Here is a 242-nt window from a genome sequence, read left to right as displayed (position 1 = left end):
ACCATAACCGCCATCGCTGGACTATCGAAGAGTGCAAGGCGATCAAGGCAGAGTACCAACAGAAATTCAAAGACCTGCGAAATAGCAGAAGTGAGGCCGCATGACGTTCTCAGTAAAAACCATTCCAGACATGCTCGTTGAAACATACGGAAATCAGACAGAAGTAGCACGCAGACTGAAATGTAGTCGCGGTACGGTCAGAAAATACGTTGATGATAAAGACGGGAAAATGCACGCCATCG

The 242-nt window shown here is 47.1% G+C and carries 2 protein-coding genes; both read left to right on the top strand.

Going from position 1 to position 242, the window contains the following annotated elements; genetic code table 11:
- Positions 1-104: recombination protein NinG (locus MKD49_RS26260; protein ID WP_371925527.1), on the top strand; the 104-nt coding region annotated here is incomplete at its 5' end.
- A partial coding sequence (locus MKD49_RS26255) for a protein ninH (protein ID WP_371925526.1) occupies positions 101-242 on the top strand: 142 nt, incomplete at its 3' end. The genes MKD49_RS26260 and MKD49_RS26255, both read left to right, overlap by 4 nt.

This window comes from Herbaspirillum sp. WGmk3 (assembly GCF_023952535.1).
GTDB classification, from domain to species: Bacteria; Pseudomonadota; Gammaproteobacteria; order Burkholderiales; family Burkholderiaceae_D; genus Herbaspirillum; species Herbaspirillum huttiense.
Note: the sequence above shows the minus strand (reverse complement) of the source record. Positions and strands in the feature narration are given on the sequence as shown.